Origin of the sequence: Streptomyces sp. NPDC086080, from assembly GCF_044540255.1 — a bacterium.
Lineage (GTDB): Bacteria > Actinomycetota > Actinomycetes > Streptomycetales > Streptomycetaceae > Streptomyces.
The window spans coordinates 276,347-293,060 of the sequence record NZ_JBITRU010000004.1 but is presented as its reverse complement, the minus strand read 5'-3'; the positions used below and the strand labels follow the sequence as shown (position 1 = coordinate 293,060).

Annotated in this window: 11 protein-coding genes and 1 riboswitch; of the genes, 5 read left to right on the top strand and 6 right to left on the bottom strand. The window is 72.6% G+C overall.

Annotated elements, in window-relative coordinates:
* Positions 1-92: 92 nt before the first annotated feature.
* The 3 genes from ACIF9R_RS07360 to ACIF9R_RS07350 are packed head-to-tail and all read right to left on the bottom strand — an operon-like array spanning position 93 to position 5,004.
* Positions 93-1,256, bottom strand: a complete 1,164-nt coding sequence (locus tag ACIF9R_RS07360) for a VWA domain-containing protein (RefSeq protein ID WP_399975527.1) — start codon at positions 1,254-1,256, stop codon at positions 93-95.
* Between the two features lie 29 nt (positions 1,257-1,285).
* Positions 1,286-3,850 carry a DUF5682 family protein gene (locus ACIF9R_RS07355; protein WP_399975525.1) on the bottom strand — a complete coding sequence of 855 codons (2,565 nt, stop codon included), beginning with the start codon at positions 3,848-3,850 and terminating at the stop codon, positions 1,286-1,288.
* The gene (locus tag ACIF9R_RS07350) at positions 3,847-5,004 is read right to left on the bottom strand and encodes an AAA family ATPase (RefSeq protein WP_399975523.1); all 1,158 of its coding nucleotides are present in this window, start codon (positions 5,002-5,004) and stop codon (positions 3,847-3,849) included. Before ACIF9R_RS07350 ends, ACIF9R_RS07355 begins: the two co-directional genes overlap by 4 nt.
* Positions 5,005-5,136: 132 nt before the next feature.
* Here ACIF9R_RS07350 and ACIF9R_RS07345 point away from each other — a divergent pair, with 132 nt between their 5' ends.
* Both ACIF9R_RS07345 and ACIF9R_RS07340 read left to right on the top strand, forming a co-directional pair.
* Positions 5,137-6,498 carry an SWIM zinc finger family protein gene (locus tag ACIF9R_RS07345; RefSeq protein ID WP_399975521.1) on the top strand — a complete coding sequence of 454 codons (1,362 nt, stop codon included), beginning with the start codon at positions 5,137-5,139 and terminating at the stop codon, positions 6,496-6,498.
* A gap of 112 nt (positions 6,499-6,610) precedes the next feature.
* Positions 6,611-8,239 carry a DUF5691 domain-containing protein gene (locus ACIF9R_RS07340; RefSeq protein ID WP_399975518.1) on the top strand — a complete coding sequence of 543 codons (1,629 nt, stop codon included), beginning with the start codon at positions 6,611-6,613 and terminating at the stop codon, positions 8,237-8,239.
* A 191-nt stretch (positions 8,240-8,430) separates the two neighbouring features.
* Here the strand turns inward: ACIF9R_RS07340 and ACIF9R_RS07335 are convergent, their stop codons facing one another.
* The gene (locus ACIF9R_RS07335; protein WP_399975749.1) at positions 8,431-8,847 is read right to left on the bottom strand and encodes a cobalamin B12-binding domain-containing protein; all 417 of its coding nucleotides are present in this window, start codon (positions 8,845-8,847) and stop codon (positions 8,431-8,433) included.
* Positions 8,848-9,242: 395 nt separating this feature from the next.
* Between ACIF9R_RS07335 and ACIF9R_RS07330 the strand changes: the two genes are divergently transcribed.
* Positions 9,243-10,112: an esterase/lipase family protein gene (locus ACIF9R_RS07330; RefSeq protein ID WP_399975516.1), complete on the top strand. Its 870-nt coding sequence runs from the start codon at positions 9,243-9,245 to the stop codon at positions 10,110-10,112.
* A gap of 201 nt (positions 10,113-10,313) precedes the next feature.
* A complete protein-coding gene (locus tag ACIF9R_RS07325; protein WP_399975514.1) occupies positions 10,314-11,990 on the top strand; it encodes a peptidoglycan DD-metalloendopeptidase family protein in 1,677 nt (558 codons plus the stop codon).
* A gap of 99 nt (positions 11,991-12,089) precedes the next feature.
* On the opposite strand, the gene pcrA is transcribed toward ACIF9R_RS07325, so the two are convergent.
* Entirely contained in the window at positions 12,090-14,573 is a 2,484-nt protein-coding gene (gene pcrA / locus ACIF9R_RS07320; RefSeq protein ID WP_399975511.1) for a DNA helicase PcrA, read from the bottom strand.
* A gap of 261 nt (positions 14,574-14,834) precedes the next feature.
* A riboswitch (cyclic di-AMP (ydaO/yuaA leader) is annotated at positions 14,835-15,007 on the top strand.
* Between the two features lie 7 nt (positions 15,008-15,014).
* Between pcrA and ACIF9R_RS07315 the strand changes: the two genes are divergently transcribed.
* Entirely contained in the window at positions 15,015-16,190 is a 1,176-nt protein-coding gene (locus ACIF9R_RS07315; RefSeq protein ID WP_399975509.1) for an NlpC/P60 family protein, read from the top strand.
* Positions 16,191-16,248: 58 nt separating this feature from the next.
* Here ACIF9R_RS07315 and ACIF9R_RS07310 read toward each other — a convergent pair whose 3' ends face one another.
* Positions 16,249-16,602: a hypothetical protein gene (locus ACIF9R_RS07310; RefSeq protein WP_399975506.1), complete on the bottom strand. Its 354-nt coding sequence runs from the start codon at positions 16,600-16,602 to the stop codon at positions 16,249-16,251.
* Between the last annotated feature and the right edge of the window lie 112 nt (positions 16,603-16,714).

Sequence of the window (16,714 nt, the reverse complement as noted above, 5' to 3'; positions counted from 1 at the left end):
AGGACGACTGACGCGAGCCGTCCGCACCCGGCCCGGGACAGGGCGGCGCCGGTCCTCGAACGCGACGCGTCCGCGGTCCGGGTCCGCCTCCCTCAGCCCTCGTCCGGTATCGGCAACGGCCGCTTCTCGATCGCCGCCGCCATCACCTCCGGGAACAGATCGGGCGTGCAGGCGAACGCCGGCGTGCCCAGTGCGGCGAGCGCGGCCGCGTGCTCCCTGTCGTAGGCGGGTGCCCCCTCGTCGGACAACGCGAGCAGCGCCACGAACTGCACCCCCGACGCCTTCATCGCCGCCACCCGCTTGAGCATCTCGTCGCGTATTCCCCCTTCGTAGAGGTCGCTGATCAGGACGACCACCGTCTCCGCGGGCCGGGTGATCCGCGACTGGCAGTACGCGAGCGCCCGGTTGATGTCCGTACCGCCGCCGAGCCGGGTGCCGAACAGCACGTCGACGGGGTCGTCGAGCTGGTCGGTGAGGTCGACGACCGCCGTGTCGAAGACGACGAGCCGCGTGTCGACCGACCGCATGGACGCGAGCACCGCCCCGAACACCGACGCGTACACGACGGACGCCGCCATCGACCCCGACTGGTCGAGGCAGAGGACGACCTCCTTCTGCACCGACCGCGCGGCATGCCCGTAGCCGATGAGCCGCTCGGGCACGATCGTCCGGTGTTCCGGGAGGTAGTGCTTGAGGTTGGCGGCGATCGTGCGGTTCCAGTCGATGTCGCGGTGGCGTGGCCGGCTGTCGCGGGCGCTGCGGTCGAGGGCGCCGGTGAGGGTGGTCCGGGTGCGGGTGGCGAGCCGCTTCTCCAGGTCCTGGACGACCTTGCGCACGACGGCCCGGGCCGTCTCCTTCGTCGTCTCCGGCATGGCCTGGCCGAGCGACAGCAGGGTGCCGACGAGGTGGACGTCCGCCTCGACCGCTTCCAGCATCTCCCGTTCCAGCAGGAGTGTGGCGAGCCCGAGCCGGTCGATGGCGTCGCGCTGCATGACCTGGACGACGGAGGAGGGGAAGTAGGTCCGGATGTCCCCGAGCCAGCGGGCCACCGACGGCGCCGATGCGCCCAGTCCCGCCGAGCGGTCCCTGCCCGCCCGCGGTCGGCCGCCCTCGCCGTAGAGCGCGGCGAGGGTCCCGTCCATCGCGGCGTCCCGCCCGGAGAGCACACTGCCGGTGCCGTCGGCCGGGTCCCCGCCGAGCACCAGCCGCCATCTGCGCAGCCGCTCCCCCGCCGGATCCGTCGTGGTGCTCTCCATGCCCGTCTCCCCCTCCCGGTGTGTGCCCGTCATCGCGCCGCCCCGGTCGCCCCCGCCACCCCGGGTGCTCCGGCACCGGCTTCAGCCGCCCCCACCGTCCCGGGTGGTCCCGCGCTCGGTGCCCCGCCTTCGGTGTCCGGGCCCAGCAGCAGGCGCAGGACCGGCAGTACGGCGTCCGCTCGTGCCGTGTCGAGTCCGGTGGCGAAGCCGGCTGTGCCGGAGCCCCCGGCCGTCGCACTCCCGCGGGCCTCCGGTCCGCGCCGGACCAGTTCGCCGATGGTGCGCCGCACCCCTGGCTCGTACGCGGAGAACGTGCGCCGCAACAGCGGCAGGACATCCGTGAACGCCTCCGCCGGTACGCCCGTCAGCCAGGCGTCGACCAGGCCGAGCAGCCGTTCGTCGTGGACCAGGAGCAGCCCGCCGCCGGACTCCCGGCCGACGAACCCCTCGATCCACGCGGCCGCGTCCGCCGGAGGTGTGCCGGGCGACAGCACGAGCCCCATCAGCCGCGCCGCCTCCTCCCCCGCCACCTCCCCGGCGTCCAGCAACAGCCGCACCGACCGGCCCCGTACGACCCCCGGCACGGTGTCCCGGGCGGACAGCGTCCGCAGCACCGAGTGCCAGCGGGCGCGCAGTCTTGCGTGCCCCGGGGCGGGGGAGTCGCCGAGGAGGCCGACCGCCCCGTGCACGGCGTCGACATGGCTCCGCATCTCCTCGGCTGCGTCCGGGGCCAGTGCGGTGCAGGCCGGGGGCAGCCCGACGAAGACCCGCTCGGCGAGTCCGGCGGCGACTCCGGCCAGCGCGACGGTGTCCGTGCCGCGCACATCGCCGTAGCGCAGTGCGCGGACCAGGGCGGGCAGTGCCCGGGCGAGCCGGCCGATGTCCGTGTCGAGGGCGGCTCGGTCGGAGAGGATCCGCATCACCGTGGGCAGCGCCTCGGACAGCCCGGCCAGCAGGCAGACTTCGGCGAGCCCGGTGACCACGTCGAGGCCCCGCGCGGCGACGGCGTCCATCTCCGCCTTGGCGGTCGCGGCGGCGGCCACGGTCGTTCCCCACACCCCTGCCTCGGCGATCCGCACGGACAACTCCGGATCCCAGCGCAGCCGCCAGGTCTCCCGGAAGGTTCCGGTGCTGCCGCGCGAGGCGCCCGGCTCACCCCAGTCGATGCCGAGCAGCCGCAGCCGGTGCAGCAGTCTGCTGCGCTCCGCGTCGGTCTCCTTGCGCAGGTCGAGCTCCAGCTGCCGCTCGGCCGCCTCCGGTTTCAGCCGGAGCCGGCGCTGGATCCGCGCGAGGTCACGCTGCAACGGCACGGCGGGCGCCGCGGCAGGCACCTCCCCCAGGACGTCCCCGACGACCAGCCGGTCGCGCACCAGCGCCAGCGGCACGTCGGAGCCCTCGCACATCACCGCCCGTACCGCGTCGGTCGTCTCGCTCAGCCCGGCCAGCGGACGTCCGCGCAGCGCGGCGAGGGTCTCCGCCAGCCGTACGGCCTCGATGACATGCGCGGACGAGACGATGCGGTCCTCGGCCCGGAGCAGACCGGCCACCTCGGTCAGCCACCGCTCCACCGGCCGGTCCGGGGCGCGGAACAGATGCCCGTACCAGCCGGGTGAGTCGATGCCCGCGCCGTAGCCGCTCGCCCGGGAGAGCCTGCGGTGGGTCCAGGGCACCCAGGTCATGTCCGTCTTCACCCTGGGCAGTCCTTTCAGCAGGGCCCGGTCGGCGGCGACGGTGGTCCTGCGCCGCAGCGCCGGCACATGCCAGGCCCCGCACACCACGGCCACGCCGTCCTCGAACTCCCGCCGCGCCGCGCGGATCCGCAGCCGCATATGGGCCTCGCGCACGAGGTCCCGGTCGTGTCCCCCGCTGCCGTACTCCTCCCGCAGCGCGGTCATGGCCTCCTCCAGCGCGGTGAACGGCGCGACCGGGTCCCCCTTCCCCACACCCCGGTGCTCTACGACGTCCTCCCACCACCGCTCGGCGTCGTCGTACCCCGCTGCCTGGGCCAGCACCCCGAGGGGGTCGAACCGTACGTCGGCTGCCGGCCCGGCACCCCCGCCGTCCGCGGCGGCACCATGGCCGGGGTCCCCCGCCCTGCCGTGTCGCTCGTCCCCCGGCCCCGGGTCGTCCCCCGTGCCCGGGTCGTCCTCCCCGCCCGGAGCGGTCCCGCCCGGGCCCCGCTCCCCGTCCGGCACGCCCCCCGCCGGGCCGGGCCCACCGCCCTCCCCGCCGCTCCCCCCGTCCTCCTCCCAGGCCAGCGTGTGTGTCGCCGGCAGGTCGATGAAGCGAGCCGGGATTCCGTGTTCCAGCGCCCAGCGGATCGCGATCCACTCCGGGGAGAACTCGGCCAGCGGCCAGAAGGCCGACCGGCCGGGCTCGTCCACCGCGTGGGCGAGCAGGGCGACGGGCGGCCGCATGTCCTCCTCGGCGGCGAGCGGGATCAGAGCGTCCGCCTCCGGCGGTCCCTCGATCAGCACGACACCCGGCCGCACCTCCTCGAGCGCCGCCCGCACCGCCCGCGCCGACCCCGGGCCGTGGTGCCGCACCCCGAGCAGCAGCGGCCCCGCGGCGGCGTCCGCGTTCCCCTGCCTCACGCGCCGGCCTCCCGGCAGGCCCGGTAGAAGTCCTTCCAGCCGTCACGCTCACGGACGACGGTCTCCAGGTACTCCTGCCAGACGACACGGTCCGCCGCCGGGTCGCGGACGACCGCGCCCAGGATGCCCGCGGCGACGTCCCCGGCCCGCAGCACGCCGTCGCCGAAGTGGGCGGCCAGCGCCAGACCGCCCGTGACCACGGAGATCGCCTCGGCCGTCGACAGTGTGCCGCTGGGCGACTTGAGCCGGGTGCGGCCGTCGGCCGTGACCCCGTCGCGCAGTTCCCGGAAGACCGTGACGACCCGGCGGATCTCGTCGATGCCGTCGGGCACGGCCGGCAGGTCGAGGGAGCGGCCGATCTGGTCGACGCGGCGCGCGACGATGTCGACCTCCGCCTCCGCCGACTCCGGCAGCGGCAGCACCACGGTGTTGAACCGCCGGCGCAGGGCACTGGACAGTTCGTTGACCCCGCGGTCACGGTCGTTGGCCGTGGCGATCAGGTTGAAGCCGCGGACCGCCTGAACCTCCTGGCCCAGCTCCGGTATCGGCAACGTCTTCTCCGACAGGATCGTGATCAGCGAATCCTGGACGTCGGCCGGGATACGGGTCAGCTCCTCGACGCGGGCCGTCATGCCCTCCGCCATGGCCCGCATCACCGGACTGGGGACGAGGGCGTCCCGGCTGGGTCCATGGGCGAGCAGCCGGGCGTAGTTCCAGCCGTAGCGGATGGCCTCTTCCGGTGTGCCGGCCGTGCCCTGCACCAGCAGGGTGGAGTCACCGCTGACCGCCGCGGCCAGATGCTCGCAGACCCAGGTCTTCGCCGTGCCGGGCACCCCGAGCAGCAGCAGGGCGCGGTCGGTGGCGAGGGTGGTGACCGCGACCTCGACGATCCGGCGCGGGCCCACGTACTTCGGCGTGATCACGGTGCCGTCCGGCAGTGCGCCGCCGAGCAGATAGGTGGCGACGGCCCACGGCGACAGCCGCCAGCGGGCGGGGCGCGGACGATCGTCCCACGCGGCCAGCGCGGCGAGTTCGGCGGCGAAGGCGTCCTCGGCGTGCGGCCTCAGCACGGACGTGTCGTCCGGCGCGGAGCCGGTCCGGCTCGGGTCGACGGATGTCGGTCCCCCAGGCACAGGTCCCACAGGCACAGTCATGGCTGAGTCCCCCTCCAGCTCGGCCGGTTCGGATCTGTCACCAACCGTGCACCACACCACTGACAATCGCTCCGACCTGCACGAATGCGCGCTCCGGGCCGACTGTCAGTGGCGGGATCTAGTGTCGACGGCATGACTGAGCAGGGGGTGCGACGGACCGCGGACCAGGTGCTGGGCCTGGCGCCTGACGCCGCGTCACGCCGGGCAGGACGTGAACTCGGCGCGGCCGGGTCGTGGTCGGCGACCGGCCGTTCCGCCGAAGGGACGGTGTGGGGGGTGTGCGAGGGCCCTGGCGGCACGCCGTACCGGACACTCGTCGACCTCTCCGACGCATCCGGCCCCGCGTACACATGCAGTTGCCCGAGTGCGAAGTCGCCGTGCGAGCACGCGCTGGGTCTGCTGCTGCTCCGGGCGGGCGGAGAGGAAGCGGTGCCGCGGGCGGAGGTGCCGGAGTGGGCCGAACAGTGGGTCATGGGCCGGCGCGCGGGAACCGGGGGGAGACGGAGGACGGACGTTCCGGGATCCCCCCAGGGTTCCGCCGGCCCCGGGGCGGCGCGGCGCAGGGCGGAGCGCCGGGCCGAGCGGATCACCGCGGGTGCCGAGGAGCTGGAGCAGCGTCTGGCGGATCTGCTCCGGGGCGGTCTGGCCCCGGCCGAGCAGGCGGGGCCCGGAGTGTGGGAGGAGACGGCGGCCCGCATGGTCGACGCCCAGGCGCCGGGGCTGGCCGCCCGGGTGCGGGAGCTGGCGGCACTCCCGGGCACCGGGCCGGGCCGGCCCGTGCGGCTGCTGGAGGAGTGCGCGCTGCTCCATCTGCTGGCCCGCGGCTGGCTGCGCCGTGACCGGCTTCCGGAGGGTCTTGCCGCGACCGTCCGCGCGCGCGTCGGTCTGCCCGCCTCGCCGGACGGCCCGCCGGTACGGGACCGCTGGCTGGTCCTCGCCCAGTACGACACCCCGGACAGCCGGCTGACCACCCGCCGTATCTGGCTGTACGGCACCGGTTCGGGGCGTACGGCGCTGCTCCTCTCCTACGGCGCGGCGGGCCGCGCCCCGGAACTCGCGCTGCCGGTCGGCCTGGCCCTGGACGCGGAGCTGTCCGCGTACCCGGGGCCGGGGCAGCCGAGGGCGGCCCTGGGCGACCGGTTCGCACCGCCCGCGCCGACCAGCGCGCGGCCGCCGGGCACCACGACGGGCCCGGCTCTCGCCCGCTACGGGGAGGCGCTGCGCGACGACCCCTGGCTGGAGTCGGTTCCGGTGACGCTGGACCGCGTGATACCGGCCCCGGACGAGGGCGGGGCCTCCTGGCAGCTGGCCGACGCCGACGGGGACGCGGCCCTGCCGCTCTCCCCCGCCGCGCGGTCCCGGCCGGGTCTGTGGCGCCTGGTCGCGCTGTCCGGCGGCGCCCCGGTCAGGGTCTTCGGTGAGTGCGGCCATCAGGGATTCACTCCTTTGGCGGCATGGCCCGAGGAGCCCGGTGAGGTGGTGTCCCTGTGCTGAGCGGTGCCCTCGCCCCCGTTCCCGTCCACCTCAGGAATCTTTCGGACATCACTGGACACTCGGTGCGCCCGAGTGTCCGACTCCCCCGGGGTCCCCGCCGGAAAGGACGGCCATGAGCAGGACGACCGCCGCCGTGGACGCGTGCCTTCCGGGCAACTGGGAGGAGCTGGTGACCACGGCCCTGCTGGGCACCGACCGGCGCACACCGGCAGGTGTCGCGCCCGGCCCGCGGGCGCCGTCGGCCCTGCTGGACGCCGCGGCCGTGGCGACGGTACGGCGAAGGGCCGGGCTGCGGCCGGCCCGGGCCGCGGAGCGTCCGGGGCCCTCCCCCGAGGACCCACGCCCCGTGCTGCCACCGGCCGCCGCCCGCCGGCTGACGATGCTGCTCACCGACCGCCCCGGCACCTCCGGCGGGGGCCGCCGGGGCACGGCACCGGACCTCATGGAGCTGCTGCCCCAATGGCTGGCGGCGGCGAACGCCCGCGGTTTCGCACCACCTCCCGCCCTCCTGCCCGCCCTGCTCGACGCCGCGCGGGGGCGTACGGACCTGCGTCCGGCGGCACTGCGGTTCGCGGGGCCGCGCGCGCTGTGGCTGGCCCGGCTCAACCCGGACTGGCGGTTCGCCCTGCGTTCCACGCCGGGAGGCGGCGCGTCCGTACCGGCCCCGTCCGACATGGACGGAATGCGGCGGCTCTGGCAGGAGGGGCTCTTCGCCGAGCGGGTCACCCTCCTCACCGCGCTGCGCTCACGAGCACCGGCCGCCGCGCGTGAGCTTCTCGCGGAGACCTGGGCGACGGAGCGGGCCGAGGACCGGCTGATGTTCCTCGACTCCCTGCGCACCGGAATCGGCGCGGACGACGAGCCCTTCCTGGAACAGGCCCTGGCCGACCGCAGCCGCACCGTACGGGCGACGGCGGCCGAGTTGCTGTCGGCGCTGCCCGGTTCGGCCCTGGCGGCACGGATGGCGGTCAGAGCCGGCGCGTGTGTGTCCGTGGACCGTACGCGGGAGATACCGACGATCATCGTCGAGGCCCCGCACGAGTGCGACGCGGGTATGGAGCGCGACGGTGTGGTCGCCAAAGCCCCCGCGAGCCGTGGTGAACGGTCCTGGTGGCTCGGCCAGTTGGTGGAGTCGGCGCCCCTCGGCAGCTGGTCGCGGCGGCTCGGCGGGCGTACCCCCCGGGAGATCGTCGCGCTGCCGGTGGCGGACGACTGGCGGAGCGAACTGCACGCGGCCTGGTGCCGGGCGGCGGTCCAGCAGCGGGACGCGGCATGGTCCCTGGCGCTGCTCGGCGAGCCCTCCGCACCGGAGGCGGGTGGACCGGGGGCGGTGTCCCTGGCCGAGCGCGCCAAGCTGCTCGGCATGCTGGGCGCTGCCGAGCGAGCGGAGTGGGTGGCCGGGTTCATCGAGAAACACGGCCTGTCCGAGGCGTTCCAGCTGCTCGGGGTGTGTGCCGTGCCGTGGGCGGCGCCCGTCGGGCGGGCGGTGGTCGACGCGCTCAACATCGCGCGTGACGCAGGGAGCTATCCATGGAGTTTCAGCGGAGTCATGGGACTGGCCGAACGCTGCCTGGACCCGTCCGAGGCCGGCCGGCTCGACGCGCTCCTGGCGGTACCGGACGAGCCGGAAAACGCGTCACCGGGAGCCGGGGGCTACTGGGCGGAGGCGTTCCAGCGACTGGTCACCACACTGCGCCTGCGCGCGGCCATGCTGACGGAGCTGACCCCGGCCACCCCCTGACCCGCCCCCTCCCCACCCGCTCGGGCAGTCGTTCCTCCCCCGGCGGGGGTACCACCGGGACGACGGGGGTCCACCCGCTCATGGGTGCGGGGCGCGGCGGCGCCCCGCACCGGCCTCCGGGCCACGAGACCAGGACCCCGGGTCCGGTTCCGGTGCGGCGACCGTCGGTCCCGAGAACCCCCGGGCCCGCTCTACGCGTCCGCGGGCTGGCGAGCGTTCGCCTGGACCCAGTCCACGATCGATGCCGTGGTCGCGCCCGGGGTGAAGATCTCCGCGACGCCCTTCTCCTTCAGCGGAGCGATGTCCGCCTCGGGGATGATGCCACCGCCGAAGACCAGGATGTCCGCCGCGTCCCGCTGCTCGAGCAGTTCGATGACCGCCGCGAACAGCGTGTTGTGCGCGCCGGAGAGGATGGACAGACCGATCGCGTCGGCGTCCTCCTGGATCGCGGTGTCGACGATCTGCTCGGGAGTCTGGTGCAGCCCGGTGTAGATCACCTCCATACCGGCGTCGCGCAGCGCACGCGCGATCACCTTGGCCCCACGATCGTGGCCGTCGAGCCCCGGCTTGGCCACCACCACGCGGATCGGACCGGCTGCCACACCCATCACTGCCTCCATGAAGCGACTACATCCATCCGTATCGACAAGTACCGCACATATCGCACGGACACTCCGTCCCGAACCGGCCGGAGAAGTGAACGAACGTTATCTCCAGCATCCCGCAACCGGCAGTTTCGCGGTGCACAGGGAGGGGGAAATCACACACAGGGACACGTTCACCGCGCAGCGTTCCCGGGCTCCGAGGCCCGCGTACCGCGCGCCCGTGCGAGGCACGGGCATCGGTGGGAGCATGCGCATAAGGGATTCGCACCGACGTCGGCATACCAGCACACTCCCTCCCCGCATCGCACACGCACACCGCCGACCCCTCTCGTAGCGACATCCCATGAGGGCACACGGGGGACGAGGCTGTCCCCTCGCGTGCCGACAGGAGGTCGGCCATGAAGGTCACCGAGGCAGCTCTTTCCTTCCTGCCGCTCTGCCGGCGTCTTCTGCCGGCCCGGCTGACGGATTTCTCCCTGGCCCTGCTCAAAGCGACGGCCCTGGAGCTGGCGATCCTGGCGGGTCACGTCCTCCTCTATCCCGCGGGGATCATCCAGGAGCGGCGGGGCCCGGACCGCACCGTGCTGCCCGCACCGCAGGGCACCGCACAGCTGCCGGCGGAGGCCAAGCCCCCGGTCGTGCTGCTGCACGGCTTCATCGACAACCGATCGGTCTTCGTCCTGCTGCGCCGCAGCCTGTCCCAGCACGGCCGACAGCAGATCGAGTCGCTCAACTACTCGCCGCTGACCTGTGACATCCGCATCGCGGCGGAACTGCTCGGCCGGCACATAGAGCAGGTGTGCGAGCGTACGGGCAGCCGTCAGGTGGACGTGGTCGGACACAGCCTCGGCGGGCTGATCGCGCGGTACTACGTGCAGCGACTGGGCGGTGACACCCGAGTGCGGACGCTCGTCACGCTCGGCACCCCGCACTCCGGAACGCGTGTCGCGCGACTGGCCGACGCACACCCCATCGTGCGCCAGATGCGCCCCGGCTCACCGGTACTCGAGGAGCTCAGCCGGCCGGCGCCCGACTGCCGTACCCACTTCGTCGCCTTCTGGAGCGACCTCGACCACATCATGGATCCGCTGGAGGCGGCGTGCGTGGAGCACCCGGACCTGACAGCGGTGAACGTCCGGGTGAGCGGTGTCGGCCATCTCGCCCTGCCCGTGCACCCTGCGGTGGCGACCGGCATCCGGGAGGCGCTGGACGCGGCACACGCCGGAGAGCCGTCCACCGGTCGCGCGAACGGTCTGACGGTGGCATAACGGCAGGGCACGAGAGCGGCAGGGCGCGACACGCCCGGCGCCCGCCCCGAACCCGCCTCTCGGGGGGCGCACCACGGGCGCCCACATCCGAACAACAACGGTCCGACACGGCCGACTTACGGCCACCGACTCATTCAAATCTCGAACAAACTTCGAACAAAGAGCCAAGACCGCGCCCGCCCTCCGCCAAAACACGTCCGAATGCCCGTTTCCTGCGCGCGTGAAACCTCGGGAAGATTGTCGTGCCCGCGTACCGCCGGGTACAGTCGCCGCACTGCTCTGCCAGCCCCTGTTGTCGAGGCGAAAGAGAAGTTGGTGAACGACCGTCACCCGTCGGGGACCATGGCCCCGGCTCCGGCTTCCGATGCCGACGAGGCGCCCTACGCGTCGTACGGCACCCAGGAAGCCCAGTACGGCGATTTCACCACCTACGGTGGCTATGACGCCACAGGTTTCGCCGCCACGCACTACGGCACCGGCGGCCACAGCACCGCGACCTTCACCGCCGACCCCCTCTTCGGCGACCTCCAGGGCAGCAGCTCCGACACGGGCAGCTACGACACCGGACACTGGCCCGCGAACGGCCAGGACACCGGGCACTACGACCTGTACGCGGCCCAGCAGCCCGCCTCGTACGACACCGGCGGCTACGACACGACCGCCTGGACCACCGGCGACCAGCCGATGACGGTGATCCCGCCGCAGGCCGGCTCGCCCGAGACGAGTGGCCAGTGGGACGCCGGCACCTGGCTCCCGTCCGGCCAGGCCGAGACCCCGGCCGACGGGGTCCCGCAGTGGGGCTGGGGCACGCAGACCTTCGACAGCGGCGTGTACGACGCCACGCAGTGGAACTCCGACGGCGGCGAGGCGGCCTCCCCGGCCCCCACGTCCGACACCTACGCACCACCGGCCGAGTCCTACGACCAGGACCCCTACGGCCAGAGCACGGGCGAGCACGAGACCTACGCGCAGGACGCCTACGAGACCACCGCCGACGAACCGGCCCTCGGCACACCGGCCCACGACGAGCCGGGCGACACCGGTGAACTGCCCGCCGTGTCCCTGCTCGACGAGCAGGAGGAGCCCCTCCCGGTCCCGTCACCGGTCCCGTCACCGCGCGCGGCCTCGCGCTCCGGGTCCCGCTCCCGACGCCGTTCGCCCGCCAAGCGCTCCGCGCTGCTGACGGTGGCCGTGCCCTCGGCGTGTGTGATGGGCGTCGCCGGTATCGCCGCGGCCTCGGTCGGCGATCTGGCCGAGGACAGCGGCCAGGAAACGAAGACGACCGCGGCCGACGCCCAGCCGGTCACACCGTCCGCCGCCAACATCAAGCTGGACACCCAGCTGGAAAGCCTCGCCGCGGGCGCGGACGACTTCGCCGACCGGGCCAGCCGCACCCAGGAGCGCATCGACCTCAAGGCGCAGCAGGACGCCGAGCGCAGGGCGGCCGCCGAGGAGGCGGCCCGCAAGGAGCGGCTGCGCCCGAAGTTCTCCCTCCCGGTCGCACAGCACGGGCTCAGCGCCTACTACGGCCAGTCCGGCATCAACTGGATGTCCGCCCACACCGGCATCGACTTCCCCGTCTCGTACGGCACCCCGGTGCTGGCCGCGACCGACGGCACGGTGCGCACGCAGTACAACTCCGCGTACGGCAACATGATGATCGTGACGGCGATGGACGGCACGGAGACGTGGTACTGCCACCTCTCCAGCTACCAGATTCCCTCCGGTTCGACCGTGAAAGCCGGCGACCAGATCGCGTTCTCCGGCAACTCGGGCAACTCCACCGGCCCGCACCTGCACTTCGAGGTACGCCCCGGCGGCGGCTCGGCGATCGACCCGCTCGCCTGGCTGCGCAGCCACGGCCTCGAGCCGTCGTAGACGTCTCGGCGCGTCGCGGGACGGGAACAGCTCCGGCAGGCGGACCAGCCGCACGCGGCCCGCGAGCCCATGACGGACCGGCGGGCGCCCGGCGTGCGGCTACAGCTTCTCCACCGGCGCGTACCGCAGCAGCAGACGCTTGGGCTTGGTGTCCCCGAAGTCGATCGTCGCCTCCGCGTTCGTCCCCGTGCCCCGCACCGCGACCACGGTGCCGAGGCCGAACTGGTCGTGCGTGACCCGGTCCCCGACCGCGACCGACACCACGGGCTTCTCCGTGGTCCGCCGGGTGGCGAAGCCGGAGGCACCGGACGCCGACGAGCGCGAACGGGACGACGACAGCGAGGCCGCCACCCCCGACGCCGGACCGGACGGCACGGGCGCGCTCGCCGCCGTCCGCTTCCACTGAAGGTGGGCGGCCGGGATCTCCTCCAGGAAGCGCGAGGGCGGGTTGTACGAGGGCTGGCCCCACGCGCTGCGCAGCGTCGACCGGGTGAGGTACAGCCGCTCCCGCGCGCGCGTGATGCCCACGTACGCCAGCCGTCGCTCCTCCTCCAGCTCCTTGGGCTGGCCGAGGGCGCGCATGTGCGGGAAGACGCCGTCCTCCATGCCGGTGAGGAAGACGACCGGGAACTCCAGGCCCTTGGCGGTGTGCAGCGTCATGAGGGTGATGACACCGGAGCCGTCGTCGTCCTCGTCGGGGATCTGGTCGGAGTCGGCGACCAGGGCGACCTGCTCCAGGAAGTCGGACAGTGCGACGGACTCGCCCTCACCGCGCTCCTGCTCGAACTCCAGGGCGACGGCCGCCAGTTCCTGGAGGTTCTCGATCCGGGTCTCGTCCTGCGGGTCGGTGGACGCCTGCAACTCGGCCAGATACCCGGTGCGTTCGAGGATCGCCTCCAGGACGGTGGCCGGGCCCGCGCCGGACTCGACGACCGTACGGAGGTCCTCCATGAGCGTGTTGAACCGCTTCACGGCGTTCGACGAGCGCGCGGCCATGCCGTAGGCCTCGTCGACGCGCTTCAGCGCCTGCGGGAAGCTGATCCTCTCGCGCTGCGCGAGGGCGTCGATCATGGCCTCGGCGCGGTCGCCGATGCCCCGCTTGGGCACGTTGAGGATGCGGCGCAGCGGCACCGAGTCCTCGGGGTTGGCGAGCACCCGCAGATAGGCCAGGACGTCCCGGACCTCCTTGCGCTCGTAGAACCGGACACCGCCCACGACCTTGTAGGGCAGGCCGACGCGGATGAAGATCTCCTCGAAGACACGGGACTGGGCGTTGGTCCGGTAGAAGACGGCGACATCGCCCGCCTTGGCCTCGCCCGCGTCCGTGAGGCGGTCTATCTCGTCGGCGACGAACTGTGCCTCGTCGTGCTCGGTGTCGGCGACGTACCCGGTGATCCGCGCGCCCGAGCCGGCGTTGGTCCACAGGTTCTTGGGGCGGCGCGACTCGTTGCGCTCGATGACGGCGTTGGCCGCGCTCAGGATGGTCTGCGTGGAGCGGTAGTTCTGTTCCAGCAGGATCGTGGTCGCGTCCGGGTAGTCCTCCTCGAACTGGAGGATGTTGCGGATGGTCGCGCCGCGGAAGGCGTAGATCGACTGGTCGGCGTCACCCACCACGCACAGCTCGGCGGGCGGGACCTCGGCCTCCGGCGGCACGTCGACGGGATGCTCGGAGGGGGTGCCGACCAGCTCGCGGACCAGGGCGTACTGGGCGTGGTTGGTGTCCTGGTACTCGTCGACCAGGACGTGCCGGAAGCGGCGGCGGTAGTGCTCGGCGACGTCCGGGAAGGCGCGGAGCAGATGGACCGTCGTCATGATCAGGTCGTCGAAGTCCAGCGCGTTGGCCTCACGCAGCCGGGACTGGTAGAGCGCGTAGGCCTGGGCGAGGGTCTTCTCGAAGCCGTCACCGGCCTGGGCGGCGAAGTCCTCCTCGTCGATCAGCTCGTTCTTCAGGTTGCTGATCTTGGCGCTGAAGGACTTCGGCGGGAAGCGCTTGGGGTCGAGGTCCAGGTCACGGCAGACCAGCGCCATCAGCCGCTTGGAGTCGGCGGCGTCGTAGATCGAGAACGACGACGTGAAGCCGAGCTTCTTGCTCTCGCGGCGCAGGATGCGCACGCACGCGCTGTGGAACGTCATCACCCACATGGCGCCCGCGCGCGGGCCGACGAGCTGCTCGACGCGCTCCTTCATCTCGCCCGCGGCCTTGTTGGTGAAGGTGATCGCGAGGATCTGGCCCGGGTGGACGTGCCGCTCGCCCAGCAGATGGGCGATGCGGTGGGTGAGCACGCGGGTCTTGCCGGAACCGGCACCGGCCACGATGAGCAGCGGGGAGCCGGAGTGCACGACGGCGGCGCGCTGGTTCTCGTTCAGCCCCTCCAGCAGCGCGGCGGGGTCGGTGACCGGGCGCGGGGCGCCGTCGCGGTAGTAGGAATCCCGGTCCGGCGGCACGTCGAACTTCCCGCCGAACAGATCGTCCGGAACGGACTCCGGCGCATGATCGTCCTCGGGCGGTGGCGGAGGTTCGTCCGCGGGGCCCCGCTGGGCCTGGAGGTCCGCCAGGAAGCTGTCGTCAAAGAGGCTGCTCATCGCTCTCCGAGTCTAGGGTGCCCCACCGACATCCCGGGCCCGCCCCGGGAACATCCCCGCTTTCCGCCCGCCGCCGGCGCCGGAGCCCGGCCACCGCACGGGCGCACACTCTCCAGGACCGGCCCCTCACCCTGAGTGGCTCATTGCATAAGGTCACAAAAATGTATCGGGCATATCACCCATCAACCTTCACAGAGGCCACACCAGTTGGCTACGGTGCGGTCAGGCCGCTCGTCCCCCGCCGGCGAACCTCGCCGGACCGCGCGGCCTCCGCCGAGTCCGTCACTGTCCGCCGTGGCAGCCGGAGCCGGGGACCCACCGAGATTTTGGGGTGAATCGGCCCACTCCCCCGTGGAGCGGCCGTAGGGCAACCCTTCCGAACCACCCGCCCGAACCCGACAGCTAACCCGGTAGGCGGAGCATTGGAAGGAGTCGCCTCCCTTGGCGTCGCACCGCAAATCGCGCACTCCCGGCACGCGCGTAGCAGGCATACGGACCCCGGCCCTGGCCACGGCCGCCCTGACCTCCGTCGCCCTGCTCTCCCAGACAGCCAACGCCGTCCCCACGGACGACGACAAGCCGAGCCTGGAGGAGGTCGAGAAGAAGGTCGGCGACCTCTACCGCCAGGCGGAGTCGGCGACCGAGAAGTACAACTCGGCCAAAGAGAAGACGACCAAGCAGCGCAAGCGCGTCGACACCCTCCTCGACGACGTGGCCAAGCGCACCCAGAAGCTGAACGACGCGCGTGAGGAACTCGGTTCCTACGCCGCCGCCCAGTACCGGACCGGCGCGGGCGTCCCCGACACCGCGACGTTCCTGCTCGCGGACACCCCGCAGGACATCTTCGACCAGCGCCAGGTGATGGACCGGATGACCGGCCGTCAGAAGCAGGCGGTCGACGACTACGTCACGCAGCAGTCCGAGACGATGAAGATGCGCCAGGAGGCCACGGAGAGCCTCGAGACGCTCACCGAGTCGCAGGACGACCTGAAAACGGCCAAGGCCACCGTCCAGAAGAAGCTCACCGACGCGCGTGAGCTGCTGTCGAAGCTGACCGCCGAGGAGAAGGCGCGGCTCGCGGCCATCGAGAGGGAGAAGCAGGAAGAGGCCGCCCGCCAGGCCGCCGAGCTCGCGAAGCAGGAGGCGGAGCGGCAGCAGGCCCAGGCAGAGGCCGCCGCCGCGCAGCAGGACAGCGGCGCCTCGGGCACCTCGGGGTCCTCCGGCTCGGCCACCGCGCCGTCATCCGACTCCTCGTACGGCACCAAGGCCGAGAAGGCCCTGGCCTTCGCCCGCGCGCAGATCGGCAAACCGTACGTCTGGGGCGCCACCGGACCCGGCTCCTACGACTGCTCCGGTCTCACCCAGGCCGCCTGGAAGGCCGCCGGCGTCACGCTCCCCCGCACCACGTACGACCAGGTCAACGCGGGCACGACAGTCCCCGTCTCCCAGGCCCGGCCCGGCGACCTCGTCTTCTTCTACGACGACGTCACCCACGTGGGCCTCTACATCGGCAACGGCATGATGATCCACGCCCCGAAGCCCGGCACGTACGTCCGCGAGGAGTCGATCTTCTACGACGGCGAGTCCTCGATCCACAGCGTGGTACGCCCCGCCTGACCGAGCAGGGGCACGGAGGCTCCGCCTCCCCGGACGACCGCTTCCGTGCCCCGACGCGTCAGGTCCACAGCACCGCGATGAAGATGTTCGTCACGGTCAGCAGACCGACGAGACCGAACAGGCCCTTGTCCACCTTCTCGTCGTCGCGCTTCACATAGACCAGGCCGAGGATCACGATCAGCAGCGCCAGCTTCACACCGATCTTGATGTTGTCGACGGAGTAGTCCTGCGCCTCGTTGAGGCCGACCAGGGCGATACCGGTGACCAGCATCGTCAGCGCGCCGTGCAGCATCGCCGGGATGAAGCGGGCGGTGCCCTCGCCTATCGCCTTCATCTGGGTGAGGAAGCCACCGAGCAGCGACGCGATGCCGATGATGTGCAGACCGACGAAGAGGTGGATGAGTACGTCCATGAGGCCGGAGCCTAGCCACCCCCGTCCTCTAGCACTCCGGCGCCCTCGGCCCGCCGGGCTTCACCGCATCGATCATGACCCAGAGTGAAGAGGACGAAGCCGGAACGCGATT